The 17254-nt window shown below is 43.8% G+C and carries 15 protein-coding genes; 7 read left to right on the plus strand and 8 right to left on the minus strand.

Translation table 11 applies throughout. From position 1 onward, the window contains the following. Positions 1-12: 12 nt before the first annotated feature. The 3 genes from GQF63_RS12905 to GQF63_RS12915 are packed head-to-tail and all read right to left on the minus strand — an operon-like array spanning position 13 to position 2683. Complete coding sequence (locus tag GQF63_RS12905) at positions 13-1317, minus strand: aspartate aminotransferase family protein (RefSeq protein ID WP_160369649.1); 1305 nt, start codon at positions 1315-1317, stop codon at positions 13-15. After that, positions 1307-2290 carry a 3-hydroxyacyl-CoA dehydrogenase family protein gene (locus GQF63_RS12910; RefSeq protein WP_160369650.1) on the minus strand — a complete coding sequence of 328 codons (984 nt, stop codon included), beginning with the start codon at positions 2288-2290 and terminating at the stop codon, positions 1307-1309. Before GQF63_RS12910 ends, GQF63_RS12905 begins: the two co-directional genes overlap by 11 nt. 6 nt (positions 2291-2296) lie before the next feature. Further along, positions 2297-2683, minus strand: a complete 387-nt coding sequence (locus GQF63_RS12915; RefSeq protein WP_160369651.1) for a RidA family protein — start codon at positions 2681-2683, stop codon at positions 2297-2299. 475 nt (positions 2684-3158) lie between these two features. On the opposite strand from GQF63_RS12915, the gene GQF63_RS12920 reads away from it, so the two are divergent. From GQF63_RS12920 to GQF63_RS12935, 4 genes are all read left to right on the plus strand, one after another. Further along, complete coding sequence (locus GQF63_RS12920; RefSeq protein WP_160369652.1) at positions 3159-3566, plus strand: cytochrome c maturation protein CcmE domain-containing protein; 408 nt, start codon at positions 3159-3161, stop codon at positions 3564-3566. 15 nt (positions 3567-3581) lie between these two features. Beyond that, a complete protein-coding gene (locus tag GQF63_RS12925) occupies positions 3582-6050 on the plus strand; it encodes a heme lyase CcmF/NrfE family subunit (protein WP_160369653.1) in 2469 nt (822 codons plus the stop codon). Next, a complete protein-coding gene (locus tag GQF63_RS12930; protein ID WP_160369654.1) occupies positions 6050-6808 on the plus strand; it encodes a Rossmann-like and DUF2520 domain-containing protein in 759 nt (252 codons plus the stop codon). The genes GQF63_RS12925 and GQF63_RS12930 overlap by 1 nt, the downstream gene beginning before the upstream one ends. Positions 6809-6998: 190 nt before the next feature. Then, positions 6999-8552, plus strand: a complete 1554-nt coding sequence (locus GQF63_RS12935) for an FMN-binding glutamate synthase family protein (RefSeq protein WP_160369655.1) — start codon at positions 6999-7001, stop codon at positions 8550-8552. A 14-nt stretch (positions 8553-8566) separates the two neighbouring features. Here GQF63_RS12935 and GQF63_RS12940 read toward each other — a convergent pair whose 3' ends face one another. Continuing rightward, the gene (locus tag GQF63_RS12940; protein WP_160369656.1) at positions 8567-9007 is read right to left on the minus strand and encodes a MarR family winged helix-turn-helix transcriptional regulator; all 441 of its coding nucleotides are present in this window, start codon (positions 9005-9007) and stop codon (positions 8567-8569) included. A 120-nt stretch (positions 9008-9127) separates the two neighbouring features. Between GQF63_RS12940 and GQF63_RS12945 the strand changes: the two genes are divergently transcribed. Then, positions 9128-9532 carry a hypothetical protein gene (locus tag GQF63_RS12945; protein ID WP_160369657.1) on the plus strand — a complete coding sequence of 135 codons (405 nt, stop codon included), beginning with the start codon at positions 9128-9130 and terminating at the stop codon, positions 9530-9532. Positions 9533-9539: 7 nt separating this feature from the next. Here the strand turns inward: GQF63_RS12945 and GQF63_RS12950 are convergent, their stop codons facing one another. Both GQF63_RS12950 and GQF63_RS12955 read right to left on the minus strand, forming a co-directional pair. Then, the gene (locus tag GQF63_RS12950; protein WP_160369658.1) at positions 9540-10316 is read right to left on the minus strand and encodes an amidohydrolase; all 777 of its coding nucleotides are present in this window, start codon (positions 10314-10316) and stop codon (positions 9540-9542) included. Positions 10317-10387: 71 nt separating this feature from the next. Then, entirely contained in the window at positions 10388-11365 is a 978-nt protein-coding gene (locus GQF63_RS12955) for a polyprenyl synthetase family protein (RefSeq protein WP_160369659.1), read from the minus strand. 104 nt (positions 11366-11469) lie between these two features. On the opposite strand from GQF63_RS12955, the gene GQF63_RS12960 reads away from it, so the two are divergent. Together GQF63_RS12960 and GQF63_RS12965 are read left to right on the plus strand one after the other, a co-directional pair. Continuing rightward, positions 11470-12636 carry a glycosyltransferase family 4 protein gene (locus GQF63_RS12960; RefSeq protein ID WP_160369660.1) on the plus strand — a complete coding sequence of 389 codons (1167 nt, stop codon included), beginning with the start codon at positions 11470-11472 and terminating at the stop codon, positions 12634-12636. A gap of 1 nt (position 12637) precedes the next feature. Beyond that, complete coding sequence (locus tag GQF63_RS12965) at positions 12638-12967, plus strand: iron-sulfur cluster assembly protein (RefSeq protein ID WP_160369661.1); 330 nt, start codon at positions 12638-12640, stop codon at positions 12965-12967. On the opposite strand, the gene uvrC is transcribed toward GQF63_RS12965, so the two are convergent. Then, on the minus strand, positions 12959-14773 hold the full coding sequence (gene uvrC / locus GQF63_RS12970) for an excinuclease ABC subunit UvrC (protein ID WP_160369662.1): 1815 nt from the start codon (positions 14771-14773) through the stop codon (positions 12959-12961). The genes GQF63_RS12965 and uvrC overlap by 9 nt on opposite strands. A gap of 69 nt (positions 14774-14842) precedes the next feature. Then, on the minus strand, positions 14843-17104 hold the full coding sequence (locus GQF63_RS12975; protein ID WP_160369663.1) for a transglycosylase domain-containing protein: 2262 nt from the start codon (positions 17102-17104) through the stop codon (positions 14843-14845). Positions 17105-17254: the final 150 nt, after the last annotated feature.

Raw genomic sequence — 17254 nt, forward strand, 5'->3', positions numbered from 1 at the left:
GGCAATACTAATTTACAATTTTGAAAGGACAATATCCGCAGCACGAAGTGCTTTTTCTACATCTTCCATCCGCGTTGCCGCACTGATGTACCATAAACCTCTACCGATTACGCGAATACCCTCATCGTGCAGTTGACTTATAAACGCATTCAATTTCGCTTTATCGGCCTGTAGCACCTCCCGGTATTCGGTCACATCGGCTAAATCGGTAAAAGAGGTATTTATCATCGGTCCCGGCCCTTGCACCAAGAGGTTCTGCTGATGCTTTTTCGCCAAGGCTTGCAAACCTTCTTTTAACGTATTGCCAAGGCTAAAAAGCCTGTTATAAACCTCTTTATCGGCTTCCAATTCCTGAATCGTAGCTAAGGATGCCGCAACTGTAGGGTTGCTCGCATTCATCGTGCCCGCATGAATCACACGGCCGGAAGAAAGTTCCTCCATCCAATCGCGTAAACCCACAATGGCACTGATCGGATAGCCCGAACCCATGGCCTTTGCAAAGATGGAAAGGTCGGGGGTAATGTTAAAATAACCCTGGGCGCCAGCCAATCCCATTCGAAATCCGGTAATTACCTCGTCAAAAATAAGGGCAATCTGATGCTCGCTGCATAAAGCGCGCATTTTCGATAAAAAGCCATCCTTTGGCAGAATACAACCGTTATTGCACATAATAGGCTCGGTAATCACGGCCGCCAGCTGGTCTTTATGTTTTAAAATCGTTTCTTCCAATAAAGCGGCATCATTCCAAGGAATCAGGATAAATTCATCCGCGCTTTCTTGCGCCAAACCGGCAGACCAAGGACTGCGGTTCGGGTTTTCACGACTTCCAAATCCTTCCGCAGGCACAGAAATACCATAGGCCACATTATCGAGCCAACCGTGATAATGCCCTTCAAACCTTAAAAATAAATTCTTCTTGGTCTTCGACCGGGCCACGCGCAAAGCGGTTTGTACCGCTTCAGAACCATCTAAACAAAAACGCATCAATTCCGCCGATGGAATCAGCTCCTGCATTTTCTCGGCAAGTTCAATTTCCTGCACATGTTGGCCCGCAAATAACTGCCCCTGCCGGGAATAAGCATCCACAGCATCCAACACCCCTTGGTTGGAGTGGCCTAAAATTAACGGGCCTTGACTTAGGGTAAAGTCAACGTATTCATTGCCGTCCACATCGCGAATCATACTCCCCTTCGCATAATCATAAAAAAGGGCGTGTGGATGGTTATATTTCCGAAATTCTGAAGAAACGCCCGAAGCCAATACCTTGCTCGCACGCGCTAATAAAATTTTGGATTGTTGATATCTCTTATTTTCCATTGGTTTCGGTTAGGTTTAACTCTTTTAGCTTTGCGCGATAGCGATCGGCAAGCAGGTATATTTCTTCATTAAAGGCTGCAAAATTATTTTCTAAACTGCTGGCCGATTGCTCGTCATGCGGGTAAAGGCCAATAAGGTTATGGATGCCTCTTCCATTTTCTTTAATAATGGAATCCATAATGGGTGGAACCACATCGGATTGCGTCAGCTTCGGGAAAATTTGTTCAAAAGTGTGCAGGTAATGGTGCAAACCAATATAATCCATGCGTTTAAAAATACCCATGATGGTTATCCAGGATCCGATATCGTATTGAAAACACTTATCCAGCCCCGCCATATCCACAGTATTATTATTAATCAATTCAAAACCCTGTCTATACACGGCATACATCAATCGATTGGTAATAAAGCCGCGTATATCTTTGTATAAGAGGGTTGGTTCTTTCTCCCAGCCTAGGGCCGCCTCTTGCACCATTTCGGCAAGGCGCACCTCAGTTAGTTCGCCACAGGTTATTTCTAAAAATCGGGTCGCATAAGCAGGCTCTGCCCAATGAATTCCCATAAAACGATTGGGACGCTCTAGATAGCGTTGCAGAATATTGATCGGGATAGCCGATGTATTGCTGGCGATGATGCAGTCCGCCGCAACCTCCAGCTCGATCTTATGGTATACTTCCCTTTTAATCGCCTCAACTTCAATAATACACTCAATCACCAACTGACAAGGCTTCAGGTCTTGAAAATCCTTGGAAACCTGTAGCCTTTGCCTATACGAGGGAACATCCTCCGTCAACAATTTCATGCCTGCTGCAAGCTGCAGCTGTTCAATAATTCTATTTTTCCCTTCTTCAAATTCTTCAACTAAAGGAGTTACCGCCACAACTTCGCATCCTGCTTTAAGCAAAGCCACAATGATGCTGCTTCCCATTAAGCCAAGCCCCACCACCCCTATTTTATGTAGCTGTTCCGACATAGGGTATTAGCTTAATTTAGCAATGCAATCAATTTCTACTTTAATACCTTCTGCCAATACCGATTGAACGGTGGTTCGTGCTGGCCTAATGCCAGTGAAATACCCCCCATACACCGCATTAAAAGGATCAAAATCATGTATATCGGAAAGGTGAACCGTACATTTTACCACATCATCCATCCCGGCACCTGCTTCCTTCAAAATAGCGCTAATATTATCCAAGGTGCGTTTAGTTTCTTCTTCGATGCTGCCTAGTACAAAGGCAGAGGTTTGAAAATCAACAGCAGCCTGACCACTTACAAAAATAAAATCTCCAACGATCACCGCATCCGAATAAGCACCCGTCACAAAATTGGGGTCACGATCTGGATGAACTACTTTTTTCTTTTCCATAATACAAATCATTTAATATTCAAAACTAAAGCTTGCCCCAGCCATTCGCCTATGTATTTATCCTAATTCCTAATACTATTTTTCATTCTTTCCCACTAGAGATAGCTAATTGTATATACAACCTGCTCATTCCCCTTTTACCTCCTCATTTTCTATCCTTTTTCTCAAGCCTCTTTCATCCCTTTGCAAAGGGGCTTGAAAGGGAAGTGAAAGGGGTGAGAAAGGGGAGTGAAAGGGAAGTGTCATAAATTTGGGCTTCGTATTTAGTATGGAGTATTTATTAGTTTGACCTAGCGACAACAGTAAACTGCAACAATCCCTTTAAAACTTAAATAACCACCTATCCTACAGAATTTTGCGGACTATCCTACTAATTAATTAGAACTATTCTAAATAAAGCTATTTGTTTGCGAAATTCATTCCTGTGCTGACTAATTCGTAATTTTGTAGCTGGATAATTATATATTAAAACAAGATGAAGAAAAGCTCGATCATTTTAATGGTTATTATTGCGATTGCAATTGCCATGATTCTGGTGATCTATACCGACTCTAGTACCTACTCTACCTTTTCGGAGGCACGAGAAAAAAACACAGAGCTGTATGTGGTGGGAGTTTTAAACAAAGAAAAAGCCTTACACTACGATCCAGTGAAGGATGCCAATCATTTCTCTTTCTACATGTACGATAATGATAGCACCGAATGTCAGGTGGTATTTAAGGGTTCGAAGCCGCAGGATATCGAACGCTCTGAACAGATTGTGCTTACAGGAAAAATGGAAGGACAAGTTTTCCATGCCAGCAAAATCTTAATGAAATGTCCTTCGAAATATAACCAGGACCAAATGGAGGTTATCGAAACTTCCTCAGCATCCCTTAATTAATCTTTTAAACACCTTATGGACGTCAATTTCGTAGGCGAGAGCCTTCTTCCAGGACAAATAGGCCAGTTTTTCGTGGTCCTTTCCTTTGGAGCGGCTTTATTTTCTTGTATTTCTTATTTCTTTGCCAGTAAAAATCCGGAGGAAACATCTTGGAAAACAATGGCACGCGTGGGCTTCTGGCTAAATGCCTTATCCATCGTGGTAATCGGTTCCACCCTCTTTTATATTATCTACAATCACTTATTCGAGTATCACTACGCCTACGCGCACTCCTCGACCAAACTCCCTACCCACTACATTATTTCTGCCTTCTGGGAAGGACAGGAAGGTAGTTTTTGGCTATGGATGTTCTGGCAGATGGTGCTCGGAATCGTCCTATTATTCACCGCCAAAAGCTGGGAAAGCCCGGTTATGACCTTCGTCATGCTGTGTCAGGTATTCTTGGCCTCCATGCTACTGGGCGTTGAAGTATTTGGTTCACGCATCGGAAGTTCACCCTTTATTCTCTTAAGAGAAGCCCTGAACTTTCCGTTTCTTAAAAATGCAAATTACCTCTCCATGATTCCTGACGGGCGTGGCTTAAACCCCTTGCTGCAGAATTACTGGATGGTGATTCACCCACCTACCCTATTCTTAGGCTTTGCCTCCATGATTGTTCCATTCGCCTATGCGGGTTCTGCCTTATGGTTAAAACGCTATAAAGATTGGATCAACCCCGGATTGCCATGGGCTTTATTTGCCGTGATGATCTTAGGAGCCGGTATTATTATGGGTTCATTCTGGGCATATGAAGCACTGAACTTCGGTGGGTTCTGGGCTTGGGATCCGGTGGAAAACGTATCGATTATCCCTTGGCTAACCTTAATTGCCGCTGTGCACGTGATGGTAGCCTATAAAAATACAGGACATGCCTATTTTACGGCTGCCTTCCTATGCTTGATCAGTTTTGTATTGGTGATTTACGCCTCTTACCTTACCCGTTCGGGTATTCTTGGCGAAACATCTGTACACTCCTTCACCAGTTTAGGAATGTCGGGCCAGCTTATCTTGTTTAACCTGACTTTCCTCGCCATTATGGTGGTCTTATTGGTGGCTCGCAAAAAAGAAATGCCGAGCAGCCAAAAAGAAGAAGATATTTATTCCCGCGAATTCTGGTTGTTTATCGGCGCCTTAGTGCTTACCGTAGCCTGTGTGCAAATGATTGCCACCACCTCCATTCCGGTGTTCAACGCTCTATTTGGCACCAAAGTAGCGCCTCCAATCGACCCGATCCCTCATTACAACAAATGGCAAGGAGCCTTCGCCGTTGTAGTGATGATATTAACGGCCTTTACTCAATTTTTGAAATACAAACGCTCGGAGCCTAAGAAATTCTGGGCAGGTACGTTGGCCTCCTTTATATTCGCTTTAGTTATTGCTGCAGCCATTGTATACTTTACCAAAGTGTATGGTAACATCATGTACATCTTGATTACCTTCAGCTCGGTATTCTGTATCTTGGCCAATCTGCAAATATTAGCCGATTCATTTAAAGGAAAATGGCGCCTCGCGGGTTCTGCCGTATCACACATCGGGTTCGGTTTGCTATTGATTGGGGCTCTTATTGCGGCGGCTACCAACGAAGTTATTTCAGTAAACAGCAGTAACTACATCGCTGTGGCTGGATTTGACCAAGTGGAAAAACCTGGGGAAAACCTGTTTTTAACAGAGAATGAACCCGTGCAAATGGGCGAATATAAAATCACCTATATCGGTGATTCTGTAGCGGCACCAAACGTGTTCTACAAAATAAAATACGAACGCATTGACGAGGAAACCGGACAAACCAAAGAGTCCTTTATCTTGTCGCCATTTGCGCAAAACAACCCACAAATGGGTGGTCTAATCGGTACACCGGGAACAAAACACTTCCTGACACACGATATCTATACCTTGATTACCGCTGCAGCCTCGGATTCGCAAGCTAATGTGAACAAAGACGAACAAGCTTCGGAACGTTCCAGTTTTGAGGAATACGAAGAACCGGCAACCTATCAAGTGAATATCGGCGATACCCTACGCTACAGAAACGGATACTATATTATTGAGAACATCAATAAGGAAGCGAAGCTGGAAAACATGCCGAAAGCAGAAGGCGACTTCATGGTGGGCTTACAGATTCGCGTAGTAGCCGCAGATGGTAAAGAATATAAAGCTGAACCGGTCTTCTTGATTAAAGGTGGAAACACCTTCGATTTCCATAAAGATGTGCCAGAACAAGGCTTGCGTTTCCGCTTCTCGAATATTCACCCGGATAAAAATAAATTGGAATTGATGGCTTACCAGAAACCATTGCCGGAGAAGAAATGGGTGGTATTTAAAGCGATTAAATTCCCGTACATCAATTTCTTCTGGTGTGGTACCATCGTGATGACCATCGGTTTCTGCCTGGCCATTTACAGAAGGGTTAAAGATGCACGCATCAGTAAAGTAAAGCCTAACTAATGCAAATTGTAATCCTTGGCAGCGGAAATATAGCAACCCAATGGGGAAAAGCTTTTCTGGCAGCCGGACATCATATTACACAAGTATACAGTAGAACCTTAGCCAATGCAGCAGCATTGGCTAAACTGCTTTCTAGCCAGGCCATCGACAACCTGGCCGACCTCCATCAAGATGCTGATCTCTATGTGCTGGCCCTTGCTGACGCGGCCATTCCAACCCTACTGCCCAGCCTCCCAAAAGTAAAGGGATTAGTGATCCATTGCTCGGGTGCTACAGACATGGCGCTGTTACAGGATTTTGAAAATTACGGCGTGGCCTATCCGGTGCAAAGTTTCTCCAAAGAAGTCGATATTTCCTTTACACAAATCCCTTTTGGCATCGAAGCCAATAGTAAACAAAATGAAACCCTGCTGTTTGATTTATTTGCTAGCCTTTCCAACAAAACCTTCGCCTGTAATTCCGAGCAGCGCTTAGCCATACATGTGGCGGCCGTCTTTGCAAACAACTTCAGTAATGCGCTTTTCCAAGTGGCTAACGAGCTTTTAAGCCAACATAACTTGCCCTTTAACCTCATCCGTCCCATCATCTTGGAGACCGCCGCAAAGGTGCAAAATAAGCTCCCAAAAGACGTGCAAACCGGCCCTGCCAGCAGAAATGACGAAATTACGATAAGAAAGCATTTGCAGTTTATTAGTGACAATAACGAATGGCAACTTATTTACCAACAAATAACTAACCTTATTAAAAAAAGAGGATGAAAGCTGAATAAAATTTAGCAAATCAGCAAATTTTCAGCTAAAAGTCCTTTTCCTTCTTTATCATCGCCGAACTTACTAATTTTGCATTTTAAATAACCAATCCTTCGGACCGCAAAATAAATGGCACATTTATAGCGGAACTAGATGTTGGTCATATAAAGCTAATAGAATATCGATTAAAAGAGCTATCATGCAGGTTAGAAAACTAATTTTAGGGACCATCATCCTAATCAACCTAATCATCATCTCATTTGGCCTCATTTTTACGCCAAAATGGTTCTGGTTGTTGTTAATCCCTTTCCCCCTATTGATTATTGCTTTATACCATAGCTTCCAAACAAGCCATGCTATTTTACGCAATTACCCTATTGTAGGGTACTTTAGGTATTTCTTTGAATCTATCCGTCCGGAATTACGTCAGTATTTCTGGGAATCGGATACCGACGGCCGTCCATTCAACCGTCGCCAGCGTTCCATCGTGTATCAACGCGCGAAAAACCAACGCGAAACCGTGGCCTTCGGGATGCAAACCGACCCACAAACCATTGGTAACGAATGGGCAGCACACAGTATCTTCCCTGTTCACATCGAAGATCATAACTTACGCACCTTGGTGGGGAATGTTCAATGTAAGCAACCCTATAGCTTAAGTGTGTTCAATATTTCAGCAATGAGTTACGGTGCCTTAAGCCGTACCGCCATCACCGCCCTAAATAAAGGAGCCGCCTTACAAAACTTTGCACACAACACCGGTGAAGGTGGTATTTCGCAATACCATATCTCAGGTGGCGATTTAATTTGGCAGGTGGGTACCGGTTATTTCGGTTGTCGCGATGAAAACGGTTACTTCTCGGGTGAATTATTCCGCGAGAAAGCCACCCGTCCATACGTAAAAATGATTGAACTGAAATTATCGCAGGGTGCAAAACCGGGCCATGGGGGTATCCTTCCGGCGGCGAAAAACACGCCTGAAGTTGCGGCCATTCGTCACGTGGTACCTGGAACGGATGTGATGTCGCCACCGGCGCACAGTTCCTTCCGCACACCGATAGAAATGATGGAATTCATCCAGAAACTCCGCGACCTATCCGATGGTAAACCGGTTGGCTTTAAGCTATGTGTGGGCGATAAAAATGAGTTTATCGACATCTGTCAGGCCATGCAGGAAACCCAGATCTTCCCAGACTTTATTTCGGTAGACGGATCGGAAGGTGGAACGGGTGCTGCACCTCTTGAATTCACCGATAACTTAGGGATGCCTTTATACGATGCCTTGGCATTTGTAACTACCACGTTAATTAATTTCGGTTTAAAGAAACACATCAAAATCATTGTTTCTAGCCGTATTGTAACAGGATTTGACATCTTGAAGGTAATTGCCTTAGGAGCCGACGCCTGCTACAGCGCACGTGGAATGATGTTCGCTTTAGGCTGTATTCAAGCTTTAAAATGTAATGAAGACGTATGTCCGGTAGGTGTGGCAACACAGCAACCGCACCTTTACAAAGGACTGGACGTAAATGATAAATATGTGCGCGTAGCACAGTTCCATAGAAACACTTTACGTGCAACCGTAGAAATTATGGAAGCCTGTGGCTTTAAAACCCTCGAAGATGTATCCGCAGATAAATTCTTCCGCAAGGTAGACAGCCAAAATACATTAAGCTTCCACGACATCTACTTTAAAAATACCGGAAAATTAGTGAATAACCGTAGCGATTTTGCGCCGGAAGTATTCGATTAATAGGTAGAATAAACTTATTTTAAGTTATTAAAAACTATCTCTAGCAGTGCCTGTGCCTGACGCATGGATTCCGTATCCACCCCAGACATAGCCTCGGAGATAGTTTTTTCTGCTTGTGCCATACACTTGTCCTTGATGCGATGGCCCTGCGCCGTTAAATAAATCTGATTCATGCGACGGTCCCCCGATCCATTCACACGAACCAACAGCTTCTGCTTCTCTAGGTTAGAGATCAACCGCGAAATACTCGGTTTATCCCGAAAAGTTAAGCGTGCAAGCTCCTGCTGACTGATTCCCTCGGCATTCCATAAGAAGTATAAAACACTCCATTGCTCGGCGGTGATATTCAGTCCGATGAGCTTGAAATTCCGTTGCAGCCGCCTCCCAATGGCTGTGGAAACCCGCCCGGTTAGGAACGAGTAAAACTCGTCATGATACATTTCTGAAACATCCATAATAATGATTTGGTTAATAAGGCTAAAAGTTGTTGATGCAATTAAAAGATAAAAAAACAGAAAAACAAATATAAATTGTTAAAGCTTAATTGATAAAAAAATTTAATTAACTTTATAGATATGGATATGCTAATTACAGTGCTGCTTATTGTCGGTGGAATTTTTTATAAAATTTATGATAATTACCAAAAGGAAATGGAAAGTTCCAAACGCCGCATGGATCAGGTAAGAAGACAAATGCAAGGTCAACAACCGACGCCAAGCCCTGAACATGAGGCTCGCAGACCTGCCGTTGTTCAAAAAGAAAGCAGAAAAGTGCAGATGGAGCCAGCTAGCTACCAGCGGGAAGCCCTGCCGGAAGAAGTACGTCAATTGCAACAGAAAAAACTGGAACGGCAAAAGCTTCAGCAGAAATTAGAGCGCCAAGCAGCCCTGCAAGACCATACTAAAGTGGAGCATCCCGAATTTGATCTTCGCAAAGCTGTTATCCAACAGGCCATTTTGGAAAGACCTTATCAGTACTAAAAGGGAATTAAAGGATTTGAAACTGATCCTGATCGTCTAGAAATGGAAAGCGCGATCGGTTCTCTTCCAGGTCCTTCGGATAGAGAGTAAACGTGTAAAGATCCTCATCCTCGGGCTTATAATACACCACATCGCCATTCGGATTAATACACATCGATCCGCCGGAATAATACACCTCATTACCATCGTGACCTACGCGGTTCACCCCGATAACAAAAGCTTGGTTCTCAATAGCACGTGCTGGGATTAATGCGCGCCAATGTTGCGAGCGTTTATCCGGCCAGCTTGCCGTATAGACCAACAGGTCGTAGGCGGCATTCTGGTTTCTCGACCAGGTCGGGAAGCGAAGATCGTAGCAGATCATCGGGCAGATTTTCCAGCCTTTTAACGGCAAGATAATCCGGGAACTACCAGCCGTAAATACCTGGTCTTCTTGCGCCATACTAAACAGGTGTCGTTTATCGTAATGCGAGAAGGTGCCGTCGGGCGACATCCAGATAAAACGGTTAAAATATTTACCGCCTTCTTCAATAATCAAAGAACCGGCAACTACACAGTCAAACTTCTTCGAGGTTTCGTATAACCAATGCATGGTTTTACCCGACATGGTTTCTGCACATTTCTCCACATTGGTGGTGAAACCGGTATTAAACATCTCAGGCAATATGATCAGATCTGTTTTCTCACGTAAAGAAGATAATCGCAGTCCTAAATTCTGCAAATTCTTATCTACGTTTTCCCAGAATAGATAGGCTTGAAATATGGTAATTTTTAAAGGCTCCATGCGCTAAAATTCGCTTTGACTATATATAGTTAATTTACCCAAAATAGGAAAATCTAGACAAATATCATAATTTACTTAGCGCGGTTCATTAGCATATCGGCTAGGGCAAAAAGCTCGGCCTTGTTCTGCTCGGCCACATCGATGCTGCTTAATTTATTGTAGGCCAATTGCATATATTGCTCCTTTAGCTGGGTACTGTACTCGTCAACGGCCAAAAGACCATATAATTTTTTCATTTCTGCCACCTTCACTTCGTCACTAAGCGCAACAGTGCCTATTAAATTTTCAAAAGATTCGCGTAATGCTCCCGTAGCTAATTCTTCAGTTTTTATGCGTAGGATCGTCTTTTTATCGCAGAGGATATCCCCGCCTACCTGTTTTCCGAAGCTCGAAGGATCACCATACACATCTAAGAAATCATCCTGCAGCTGGAAGGCAATGCCCAAATTCACGCCGAAGTCGTAAATCAGCTGCTGCTGCTCCTCGGATGCATTGGCTAGGATAGCCCCCATCTTCAAAGCGCCGCCCAGTAAAACAGAGGTCTTTAACTTAATCATGTTTAAATAGGCCGCTTCAGAAACCGCATCTTGGTTCTCGAAATCCATATCCATTTGCTGCCCTTCGCATACCTCCAAGGCCACCTGATTGAATACACGCAATAGCGAAGGGATTTTGCCTGCCGGGCTATTGGCCAGTTCCTCATAAGCTTTCACCAACAGGGCATCGCCGGAAAGGATGGCCACATTGTCGTTCCATTGCATGTGTACCGTTGGCTGCCCACGACGAAGCGGCGCCTTGTCCATAATATCATCGTGCAATAAGCTGAAATTGTGGAAATACTCGATAGCACAGCTCGCCGGCAATACATCGTTTAGATCTTCCTTGCCAAATAAACGCGCCGACATCAACACCAACATCGGCCGAATGCGCTTCCCTCCTAGGGAAAGGATGTAGCGGATAGGGTCGTATAAATAAGCCGGTGTAGAGGGGAAGCTGCGTTCCTGTAGGTATTGACTAACTAAAATGCTGTAAGGATGCTTTTCAAACATAATCTTTAAATTACTGCGAAGATAAGGATTTTGTCAGGAATAGGCTGAGCGCAATTTGATATTAAACATACTCTACGTAACTTGCGTAAATTCATAAACGTTCTATGCGGATACTCATCATTCATAATCAATATCAACATATCGGAGGGGAAGATTTTGTGATGCGCCAAGAGATGGACATCCTGTTGAAAAAGCATGAAGTTGAGCTGTATTCCGTAAAAAACGTGAAGGGACTAAAGGGCTACCTGCAATATTTAAGCTACCCTTGGAATGGACAGGAAGCCAAGAAAATCCTCAAGAAAGTGGAGGCCTTTAAGCCGGATCTTATCCATATCCATAACATGCATTATGCCTTGGGGCCACTCTTTATCCTGCACCTTAAAAAGCTGCAGATTCCCATGTTGATGACCCTGCATAATTTCCGCTTGATTTGCCCCTCAGCAACCTTATTCCACGATGGCAATATTTACCTGGAATCGTTAAAAGCAGACTTCCCTTGGGATGCTGTTAAAAAGAAGGTGCTGGAAAATTCGTACCTCAAAACCTTTTGGACGGCACTAACGTACTATATCCATCGAAAACGTGGAACCTTCGACTTGCTGGACAAGGTTATTGTGTTATCCGACTTTGCCAAATCGATCTTCCTGAAATCCAAGGTCGGCATACCGGCAGATAAGTTTATCGTAAAGCCTAATTTTGTGGCGCAAATTACCCCGGAGGAGCTGATTAATGACCAATCCTTCGTATATATTGGCCGCTTATCGGAGGAAAAAGGTATAATTCCTTTGTTGCATGCCTGGAAGGCGACCAACCATCCTTTGAAAATCTTTGGCACAGGGCCTTTACAGCAGGAAGTGGAACAGCTGGCGCAGCATTCGCCTAATATCCAATACATGGGCTTTCAGTCCCGCGAAACCATCAGTAAACACCTGGCTGGTGCCACCGCCTTGGTTGTGCCATCGGTTTGTTATGAATCCATGCCCCTATCGGTGCTAGAAGCATATTCCCTCGGTATCCCGGTGTTGGCTAGCAATATTGGTATTTTAAGCGAAATGGTCGTACCTTTGTATACAGGCTTGCGCTTTGACCCTAATCATCATAGCGATATCATCAAAACCTTGACCGATTGGTTGAACATAAGCCCGGAAAAGAAAAAAGAAATACAAGAAAATTGTCGCCAAGAGTACCTGCATAAATACGAACGCACTTTAGTGATGGAGCAGCTGGAACAGATTTATACCGATACCCTGGCAAAAACGAAAGGAAATTAACATGAATATTATTATAATGGATAGATTGGGTTTGGCGACCCAAATCCAAGAGGCCCTAGCAACAGTCTACGACCCGGAATTAAAACCCGCCAACATCATGGACCTGGGATTGGTTTATGAGATTATTACCAAAGAAAATAAACAGGCGAAAATCGTGATGACCCTAACGGCACCGGGATGCCCTGTGGCTGGAGAAATCATGAGTGAGGTACAACAGAAAGTGGCCGCCATTGAAGGAATCGAGGAAGCCCTAGTAGAATTGACCTTCGACCCGCCTTGGACCAAAGATATGATGACCGAGGAAGCTAAGTTAGAGCTAGGCTTACTTTAAGACCTCCTCACCGGAAAAATAATGTCGAAGTGCTTGCACCTGTTTTAGGTTGAGCACTTTTTTTAGGTCTTCATCTGAAGCTTCCTTGATTTTTTTAACCGATTTAAAGGTTTTCAACAGGTTCTCCACCGATACTTTGCCGATTCCGGGAATATTCTCCAACTCGGAAACAAATGTCTTCCGACTGCGTTGATTCCGGTGAAAGGTAATCCCAAAGCGGTGCGCCTCATCCCGAAGGTGCTGGATGATCTTAAGGGTTTCTGATTTCTTATCCAAATACAAGGGATACTGATCACCGGGATAGTATAACTCTTCCAAACGCTTGGCTATACCAATCACCGTCACTTGCTTTTCAATGCCTAGCAAACGCAAGCTTTTTAAAGCGGCGCCTAACTGCCCTTTACCCCCATCAATCACGATGAGCTGCGGCATCGGCTGATCTTCATCCAGAACACGCTTATAGCGTCGGTATACCGCCTCTTCCATCGTTGCGAAGTCATTCGGCCCCTCCACCGTCTTCACATTGAAATGTCTATAGTCTTTTTTCGATGGTTTTGCATCTTTAAAGACGACGATAGCCGATACCGGGAAATTACCTTGGATGTTCGAGTTATCAAAACATTCGATATGCTTGGGCAGTACGGGAAGACGCAAGTCTTTCTGCATTTGCTTCAGAATACGATCGGTCTTCACTTCAGGATTCAGCTTTTCATATTGCAATAAGCGCTCTTTCTTAAAGTAGGCTACATTCTTCAAGGAGAGGTCCAGTAGCTTTCGTTTTTCACCCAGTTTGGGCACCACGAAGCGCATATCTTCATTGCCCTCGATATCGAGTTCAAAAGGCACGATAATCTCTCGGGAATGGCTTCTAAATCGAGTCCTGATTTCGGGGATAGCAATGGCGAGCAGTTCCGCATCCGTTTCATCCAACCGCTTTTTCATCTCCAAAGTCTGTGTCTGGATAATTACCCCATTCACAACCTTTAGGAAGTTGACAAAAGCGTAATTGTCTTCGGAAGCAATGCTGAACACATCCACATTCGTAATGGAGGAGTTCACCACCGTAGACTTGCTCTGATAATTGGCGAGCTTATCTAACTTCATCTTAAACTTCTGCGCCAATTCAAAATCCATCTGTTGGGCAGCATCCTGCATCTGCTCTTTCAAGCGGTTCGTAACTACCCCTATTTTTCCATTCAGGATATCTTTGATATCGCTGAGGTTCTGGTTGTAATCTTCCTCAGTTTGATAACCCTCGCAAGGGCCTTTGCAATTCCCGATTTGATATTCTAAACAAACCTTGAACTTCCCCTTGGCAATGTTTTCCGGCGTTAAGCTCAGGTTACAGGTACGCAAGGGAAACAGCTCCCGAATCATATCCAAGACGATGTGCATCATCCCTACAGAGGCATAGGGCCCGTAATACCGGGATCCATCCTTGATGTATTTGCGGGTCCAGAAGATACGGGGAAAGCGCTCATGCTTGATGACAATCCAGGGGTAGGTCTTATCATCTTTCAGCATCACATTATAGCGCGGTTGATGCTTTTTAATCAGGTTGTTTTCCAACAACCAAGCGTCGATTTCCGTATCGACAATGGTAAAAGCAATGCGGTTGATTTTCCGAACCAAAACCCGAGTTTTGCTGTTCAATTGATCCGGATTGACAAAGTAAGAACCTACCCTATTTTTAAGATCCTTGGCCTTGCCTACATAAATCAGCGTGCCTTCCTTATCAAAATACTGGTAAACTCCCGGTTTATGGGGAAGCTTGGTCAATTCTTTTCGGTAGTCAAATTCCATCATTGCATAAAAAAACCAGACCTTAATTTACGAAAATTCTCGGTCTGGTAGAGTAACGTTTATTGTAAACGACTAGAATCCTAATCGATCATCTTCTGTAAGTGGGGTTTCGGTTTTACTCGGATCATTACCATAAAACTGCGAGAAGTTTGAACAGTTCATCTCAAAACGGGTAATCCCGCCCGGAGGTAATGGGAAATCATCCTGCGTATAGTGAAGCTCTTTGTCGGCATACACATTCTTCATGTACAAGCCGAAAACTGGCATCGCTGCGGCAGCACCCTGACCGTATTGCATGCTACTGAAGCTGATACCACGATCCTCAGCACCCGTCCAAACACCGGTAACCAGATCTGGCGTAATCCCGATAAACCAAGCATCCGAGTTATCATTCGTCGTACCTGTTTTACCACCAATAGGATTCTTCAGGCCTCCAAAATTCGTATCCCAACGCAAGCGATTACCCGTACCGCCATCCACTACACCTTTCAACATATCCACCATGGCATAGGCCGTTTCGCTGTTCAGCGCTTTCGATACCTTCGGCGCTTTCTCATAAATAGGAGAACCATTTTTATCCTCGATGCGTAAGATCATGGTTGGCTCTACCCATGTACCATGGTTTACAAATGCTGAATAAGCACCCACCATATCAAATAAGGAAGCATCATAAGATCCTAAGGCGATAGAGGACTCATTCGGAATGGTAGTCGTAATACCCATACGCTTAGTCAGCTCCGCAACATTGGCAGCCCCAACTTCATTGATTAGGTATGCTGATGCAAAGTTCTGTGAGTATTTAATAGCATTCTTTAAGGTAATAGGGTCACCACCTTGGGTAGTACCACGTGGTGTCCAATTGCCGTAGGTACGCATATGGTTCGGAACAGAAACACATGGGCCATAGCCATTATCGATCGCATAAGCATACACGAATGGTTTTGCTGTCGATCCAACCTGACGAGTTCCTAACCGCACTTGATCGTATTTGAAATGCTCGAAATTGATACCCCCAACCCAGGCTTTAATATAACCTGTTTTAGGCTCCATGGACATCATTGCATTTCTCAAAAACAACTTGTTGTATTTGATGGAATCCATTGGCGTCATCACGGTATCCACATTACCTTTCCAGGTAAATAAGGTCATCGGAACTTTCTTATCAAATTCCTTCCGGATTTGATCTTCGGATAATCCCTCTTCTTTTAAAACTCTATAGCGATCAGAACGGCGCATCCCTGTTACCAGGAGATTCGCATTCTTACCGGTGAAAGCATTTCTTCGTTTCCATTGCTTATCAAACTCCCGTTGCAAGCGCGTCATCCATTCTTTCTGCGCCGCTTCGGCATGCTGTTGCATTTTATAGTTGATTGGGGTATATACTTTCAGTCCATCACGATCTAAGTCGTAAGGTGTACCGTCAGGCTTGGTAATGGCTAAGCGTTGGAATTCCTTTTTGATTTCCTCTTTTAATACCGCACGGAAATAAGGCGCTAAGCCTTCCCCGTAATTAGAGATGGTTAATTTTAATCCCAATGGCTTTTCCGACGCTTTATCACATTCCTCAGCGGTAATGAAGTTCTGATTACGCATATTCGCTAACACCAGATTTCTACGCTGTAAAGCACGTTCTGCACGACGCACCGGTGAATACTCACCCGGTCCTTTTAACATCCCAACCAATAAAGCTGCCTGCTCGGCAGTTAGCTTATCCGGAGTCGTGTTAAAGTAGGTACGTGCCGCTGATTTGATACCGAATGTATTGTAAGCACCGAAATCTACGGTATTAAAATACATCATGATAATCTCTTCCTTGGTATAGTTTCTTTCCAAACGAACAGCGGTAATCCATTCCTGGAACTTTTGCATAATCCGTTTTAAGGAGTTTCGTGCTCTTTGCTCGCCAAAAAGGTTTAAAGCTAATTGCTGGGTAATTGTACTTCCCCCCTGCTTATTCCCGCTAAGGGTTAATAATACGGTAGAAATTGTTCTGGAATAATCGATCCCTGAGTGTTCATAAAAACGCTTATCCTCGGTAGAGATTAAGGCATGAACTAAGTATGGGGATAGTTCTGAATATTTAACATTGGAACGGTTATGAACGTAATAGGTTCCTAATACACGATTATCATCGGTTATAATTTCAGATGCTAGGTTACTTTTTGGATTTTCAAGGTCCTTAAAGGTGGGTAATTTCCCAAATATCCCTACGCGCACCATCAATAAAAATAGGGCTCCAATCACCACCAGCCCGATCAATATTTTCCAAAAATTACGTGTATACCTTTTTACGTCTTCTTCGGTAAGATTACTACTTTTTGCTTCTCTCTTCATTTGATCATTAATGAAACCACGAAAGCCTCACCTTCTGGGTGATAGTTTCGATTTCCTATACCAACAGTAAGTGTGCCAATTGTGCAAATTCAAGTACAAAAGTACCATATTTTTCCGGACCTTCCAGTATATCGGAAAAATGAACAAAAA

Origin of the sequence: Sphingobacterium humi, assembly GCF_009768885.1 — a bacterium.
Lineage (GTDB): Bacteria > Bacteroidota > Bacteroidia > Sphingobacteriales > Sphingobacteriaceae > Sphingobacterium > Sphingobacterium humi.